This window comes from Bacillus badius NBRC 15713 (assembly GCF_001591605.1).
Taxonomy (GTDB): Bacteria; Bacillota; Bacilli; order Bacillales; family Domibacillaceae; genus Pseudobacillus; species Pseudobacillus badius.
The window spans coordinates 1-5,168 of sequence record NZ_BCVF01000079.1 but is presented as its reverse complement, the minus strand read 5'-3'; the positions used below and the strand labels follow the sequence as shown (position 1 = coordinate 5,168).

Sequence of the window (5,168 nt, the reverse complement as noted above, 5' to 3'; positions counted from 1 at the left end):
TTTATTATCTTATCAAGTTTCCGATAGAAAGTCAACAACTTTTTTTGTTTTTTCATAAGCTGTTTATTTTCTTCAGCAACGTTTTCTAATATACCAAGCCAGCTAAAAGCCGTCAATACTTTTTTAAAAAATTATTGATGAAAGCTTTCTGTATCAACCTTGCACTTAAGGACAGCTGCTCAAAGGGACATACTAAAAAGCAGCGCGGCTTCGATCCGCGCTGCTTACCCAATGATCCACAGCTGCATGACAGCCAAGGATACGACACCTGCAATGCCTAGAATGCCGGCAATTGCAGAAGTAACAAAATTGATCGGCACGTGCAAGCCATAGTCTCCGCTGAATGAATTCAGCAAAAAGAGAAAGCATGCACCTGCCGCCAGCTTCACAAACAACACCCCTATTAACTTTAGCGGCGATGCAGGTGATGACATACTCGCTATCAAACTGATCAGCAAGATAAAAAGAAGTACGCCCCCGGCAATGTACACAGAACCCCTCTCCTATTCTCTCAATGAAGTTTGTCCACATTTCAAGAATATGAAGAGACTTACTGTTTTATGCTAATGTTTCTTTTTCTTGCTTCTCTAAATAGAAAGAAGTACCGGGCTTCATACATTTTAGTTTGAGCAGCAAGCTCTTCATTCGGCTCAAAGCTCAAGCGCAGCAATTCGCGGTGCTTAAACCATTCTTGTCTCGACTGTTCCAGCAGTTGAATCAATTGGGTATTGTAAGCAGCATGCAGCTTGGCTTTTTTTCGAAAAAACATTCTTTTTTATACTTCCCTTCTGCCTTCAAGTGCTTTCGACAAGGTCACTTCATCCGCATATTCCAAGTCACCGCCAACCGGCAGCCCATGGGCAATACGAGTCACCCGGATGCCGGACGGCTTCAGCAGCCGGGAGATATACATCGCTGTTGCTTCCCCTTCAATATTGGGGTTTGTCGCCAAGATCACTTCATGAATCGCTTCATCCTGCAGTCTCTTTAAAAGGTCTGGCACATTAATATCTTCGGGGCCAATCCCTTCCATAGGCGAAATTGCGCCATGCAATACGTGATAAAGGCCGTTATATTCCTTCATTTTTTCCATGGCAATAACATCTTTCGGATCTTGAACAACACAAACGACACTGCGATCACGCCGTTGATCTTCGCAAATGGCACAAGGGTCCTGGTCGGTAATATGCCCGCATACCGAACAGTAGCTTAGATCCCGTTTAGCATTTACCAAGGCTTTCGCAAAATCCAGAACATCCTCTTCCTTCATATCTAAGACAAAAAATGCCAGACGGGCCGCTGTTTTCGGCCCGATGCCTGGCAGTTTCATAAAGCTGTCTATCAGCTTGGTAATCGGTTCAGGATAATACATTGTTTGTCAAACCTCCTAGAAAGGAAGGTTCATCCCTTTTGTAAATTGGCCCATTGTCTTGTTTGTTTCTTCATCCACTTTTTTGAGGGCATCATTTGTGGCTGCAAGAACCAAGTCTTGGAGCATTTCTACATCGTCGGGATCGACTGCTTCCTCTTTAATCAAAACATCCACTACTTCTTTTTGGCCTGAGATTTTCACTGTGACCATTCCGCCGCCTGCTGTGCCTTCAAATTCCTTTACAGCAAGCTCTTCTTGCGCCTCGGCCATTTTCTTTTGCATTTTTTGCATTTGTTTCATCATATTTTGCATATTTCCCATTCCACGCATGTTCATCATCCTCCAGTTTTATTAATCTTTCACTTCAAGCAGGTCTTCTCCGACGAGCTTTAATGCCTCAGCAATCAAAGGGTCCTCTGACTGCTCGGCTTCTTGTTCACCGCTGTCTGTTTTCTGGGTTTTAATAAAATTCTGCCTGATAGCAAGCCACGCGTCTTCCGGCACGCAAACAACCTGATATAATCGCTCTGTCAGTTCTTGAAGCACAGCAGAGATAGAATCAATAAAGCGCTTATTTTCAGACGCCATTTGGCAATGAATTTCATATTTAAACTTTAACACGAAAGTCCCCTGAGAGGCAGCTACCGGCTCGGCATCGTTAAGCAAAGCTGCTTGTGAACGCATTTGCCGCTGGCCCAAAATATCGAGCATCTCTGCCCAGCGGCTCTTAATGAGCTGGATATCCTGTTTAGTTGCCTCAGACAGCACTTTTTCAATTTTGGCAACAGGCGCTTTAAAGCCGTTGGAAGAACGGCTTGGCCGGCGGGCAGGCCCTTGTGCCTCGGCTTGTTCCCCCTGATGGACAGGCTGGCTTCTTAATTGCTGGATCTCTTTTTCAAGAGCCTGAATTCTGCCGATGAGCCCTTGAATTTCCGGCAGCTCTGCTGCCTGTGCCGGCGCACGCCGCTGGCACATCTTGACAAGGGCTACTTCCAAATAAATCCTGGCATGATTGCTGAATCTCATCTCTTGCTGCGTCTCATTCAATATATGAATGTATTCATATATACTTTCCAGCTCCATCTTGTCGACGATAGAAGCGAACGCCTCATCGACCATGACACGGGAAAGCGACTCTTCCAGATTAGGAGCTGTTTTGTAAAGCAGCATATCCCGGAAGTAAAGTACAAAATCTTCAGCGAAGCGGGCAGGATCTTTCCCTTGCATTAACAATTTTTCTAAAGCAGCCAGAGCTGAAGCGGCATCTTTCTCCCAGATCGCTTCAGCCAGTTCATTCAGCATTCCCTGTCCCACTGCGCCGGTAACTGTTAAGGCATCTTCTTCTGTTAACTGGGCGTCGCTGTAGGACAGCGCTTGATCCAGCAGACTGAGAGCATCCCTCATTCCGCCTTCTGCTGCCCGAGCAATGATCGGCAGGGCTTTTTCCTCGTATGCCTGTCCGCTCTCCGCCAGGATTCGTCCCATACGGCCGACGATTGCCTGAGCGGTAATCCGTTTAAAGTCAAAGCGCTGGCATCGGGAAATAATAGTGAGCGGCAATTTGTGCGGTTCGGTTGTTGCCAGGATAAAGATAACATGCCCCGGCGGCTCTTCCAGCGTCTTTAAGAGCGCATTGAAAGCTCCCGTAGAAAGCATATGAACTTCATCTATAATATACACCTTGTATTTCACCGAGCTCGGTGCATACTTTACTTTATCGCGAATATCGCGGATTTCATCTACGCCGTTATTGGAGGCGGCATCAATTTCAATGACATCCTGAATGGAACCATCCGTGATTCCGCGGCAAGAGGCGCACTCATTGCAAGGTTCTGCCGCTGGCGCCTGCTCGCAGTTCACCGCTTTTGCCAGGATTTTAGCCGCGCTTGTTTTGCCGGTCCCCCGCGGACCCGAAAATAAATAAGCGTGCGATATTTTTTGCTGCAGGAGGGCATTTTGCAAGGTTTTAGTGATATGTTCTTGTCCGACAACATCAGCAAAACTTTGCGGCCGCCATACACGATATAACGCTTGGTAGCTCATTTTCTCCCTCCTTTTTTCCGCTTTTTCCATACATAGTATTATACCTTATCCGAATTTGCTTTTTCAAAGTTCTCATAAAAAAACTCACCCGAAATGGATGAGTTGTTTCATTTGATTAGTTAAATTTTTAACTGCCGTGCACCTTCCGTCGACTTCTAACCATAAGCGTTACTTAAGCAGTTAGCTCGATCCAGGCTGCCCTGCGGCACATGAGAGAGTCCACTTAATGCTGCTTCCTTCCGGACCTGACATGGTTCATGGGTTCCCATTGCGCAGGACCCGAATGTCAACACCACTTACTTAAGGCAGACCCTACAGTATAGAAAGCCTCGGGAAGGGATTCAGTCCCGCTAGAGCGGATTGCGGGTACAGGGCACCGCTACCTCCCCACCTAGCACGGCAAGATTGATACCATATAGTTGATGTGCCAAAGGTGGTTTTCTCATTCACCTGACACAAAATATATTATACTCCTTTCAATCAAAAAAAGCAATATCTACTCTGCAAAGCATAGAAATTGGCTATTATTTACTCTTCCCCTTCGACTGCTTGCTGTTCATGTAGACTTTTTTCTTTTTTTGCTGCTTTCTTCTTTTTCCGGAGCTCCCGAAAAAATTCCGTCAGCATACTTCCGCACTTTTCTTCAAGCACTCCTGACACTACTTCAGCCTGGTGATTAAACCGGCTGTCTTCCAATAAATTCATTAAGGTGCCGGCACAGCCGGCTTTCGGGTCTTTCGCTCCGTAAACCACCCGTTCAATGCGCGACAAAAGAATGGCCCCGCTGCACATCGGACACGGCTCAAGGGTCACATACAAGTCTGCTTGCTCCAGGCGCCAGGACCCCGTTTTTTGACAGGCTTTTTCAATCGCCAAAAGCTCCGCGTGCGTAACAGCGTTTTGGGTCGTCTCCCGCAAATTATAAGCGGAAGCAATCACTTCGCCATTTACTACAATGACCGCTCCAATCGGCACTTCTCCAAGCGCTTCAGCTTTTTTGGCTTGTTCGATGGCAAGGCTCATATAAAATTCATCATTTTTTTTCATCCATCCGACTCCTTTTTCATGAAATGGGGTAAAAGTGACGATATAGAAAAGGAGGAACTCTGCATGGCGAATTCAACCAAAAATTACGCATTATTAATCATTGATTTAATGAACGACTTCCACTTTCCCCGGGGAGACATGCTCGCTGCCAATACAATGGATATTTGCCCTTCTATCATAAAGCTAAAAAGGTTTTGCCAACAGCAGCAAATTCCTGTGATTTATGTAAATGATCATTACGGCCTTTGGAAAGCTGATTTAAATACAGTGATGGGGCGCGCCCTCAATGAACGCAGCGAGCCTATTATACAACAGATTAAGCCTGATCCCGATGACTATTTCCTAATTAAACCGAAGCATTCCGGATTTTATGGGACAGGTTTGAACACTCTTTTGCACCAGCTGGGCGTAGACTCTGTTATCATTACCGGCGTGGCCGGAAACATATGTGTATTTTTTACAGCCAATGATGCGTATATGAGGGATTATTCGATTTATATTCCGGCAGATGCCATTGCTTCGGAAACAGAAAAAGATAATCATTATGCTTTAGAAATGATGCAAACAGTCTTAAAGGCGGAAACAAAGAATACAGATCAGTTTATCAAAGAGTATGACGCACACAGTTAACAGCATGCAGAAAAAAATCCGCTGCTTAAAAGCAGCGGACTTCATTATCTCCAATTTATGCGCTTGTTATCAATAA

General features: G+C 45.4%; 7 protein-coding genes and 1 other RNA gene. 1 reads left to right on the top strand and 7 read right to left on the bottom strand.

Annotated features, from left to right (window positions below; all coding sequences use genetic code 11):
• Nucleotides 1-224 precede the first annotated feature (224 nt).
• From BBA02S_RS19500 to tadA, 7 genes are all read right to left on the bottom strand, one after another.
• Entirely contained in the window at nucleotides 225-491 is a 267-nt protein-coding gene (locus BBA02S_RS19500) for a pro-sigmaK processing inhibitor BofA family protein (protein ID WP_041102132.1), read from the bottom strand.
• Nucleotides 492-550: 59 nt separating this feature from the next.
• Complete coding sequence (locus tag BBA02S_RS19495) at nucleotides 551-769, bottom strand: YaaL family protein (RefSeq protein ID WP_041102130.1); 219 nt, start codon at nucleotides 767-769, stop codon at nucleotides 551-553.
• Between the two features lie 6 nt (nucleotides 770-775).
• On the bottom strand, nucleotides 776-1,372 hold the full coding sequence (gene recR, locus BBA02S_RS19490; protein ID WP_041102128.1) for a recombination mediator RecR: 597 nt from the start codon (nucleotides 1,370-1,372) through the stop codon (nucleotides 776-778).
• Nucleotides 1,373-1,387: 15 nt separating this feature from the next.
• Nucleotides 1,388-1,702, bottom strand: a complete 315-nt coding sequence (locus BBA02S_RS19485) for a YbaB/EbfC family nucleoid-associated protein (protein ID WP_041102126.1) — start codon at nucleotides 1,700-1,702, stop codon at nucleotides 1,388-1,390.
• Nucleotides 1,703-1,723: 21 nt separating this feature from the next.
• Nucleotides 1,724-3,415, bottom strand: a complete 1,692-nt coding sequence (gene dnaX, locus BBA02S_RS19480) for a DNA polymerase III subunit gamma/tau (protein WP_041102124.1) — start codon at nucleotides 3,413-3,415, stop codon at nucleotides 1,724-1,726.
• Nucleotides 3,416-3,549: 134 nt separating this feature from the next.
• Nucleotides 3,550-3,815, bottom strand: an RNA gene (ffs, locus tag BBA02S_RS19475) — signal recognition particle sRNA large type.
• Between the two features lie 128 nt (nucleotides 3,816-3,943).
• Complete coding sequence (gene tadA / locus BBA02S_RS19470) at nucleotides 3,944-4,462, bottom strand: tRNA adenosine(34) deaminase TadA (protein ID WP_041102122.1); 519 nt, start codon at nucleotides 4,460-4,462, stop codon at nucleotides 3,944-3,946.
• Between the two features lie 63 nt (nucleotides 4,463-4,525).
• Between tadA and BBA02S_RS19465 the strand changes: the two genes are divergently transcribed.
• On the top strand, nucleotides 4,526-5,092 hold the full coding sequence (locus BBA02S_RS19465) for a cysteine hydrolase family protein (protein WP_041102120.1): 567 nt from the start codon (nucleotides 4,526-4,528) through the stop codon (nucleotides 5,090-5,092).
• Nucleotides 5,093-5,168: the final 76 nt, after the last annotated feature.

What these genes read in the sequence shown, in the direction of transcription:
- recR (WP_041102128.1), bottom strand. Translation starts at nt 1,372, where the DNA reads ATGTATTATCCTGAACCGATTACCAAGCTGATAGACAGCTTTATGAAA.
- dnaX (WP_041102124.1), bottom strand. Translation starts at nt 3,415, where the DNA reads ATGAGCTACCAAGCGTTATATCGTGTATGGCGGCCGCAAAGTTTTGCT.
- tadA (WP_041102122.1), bottom strand. Translation starts at nt 4,462, where the DNA reads ATGAAAAAAAATGATGAATTTTATATGAGCCTTGCCATCGAACAAGCC.
- BBA02S_RS19485 (WP_041102126.1), bottom strand. Translation starts at nt 1,702, where the DNA reads ATGCGTGGAATGGGAAATATGCAAAATATGATGAAACAAATGCAAAAA.
- BBA02S_RS19465 (WP_041102120.1), top strand. Translation starts at nt 4,526, where the DNA reads ATGGCGAATTCAACCAAAAATTACGCATTATTAATCATTGATTTAATG.
- BBA02S_RS19495 (WP_041102130.1), bottom strand. Translation starts at nt 769, where the DNA reads ATGTTTTTTCGAAAAAAAGCCAAGCTGCATGCTGCTTACAATACCCAA.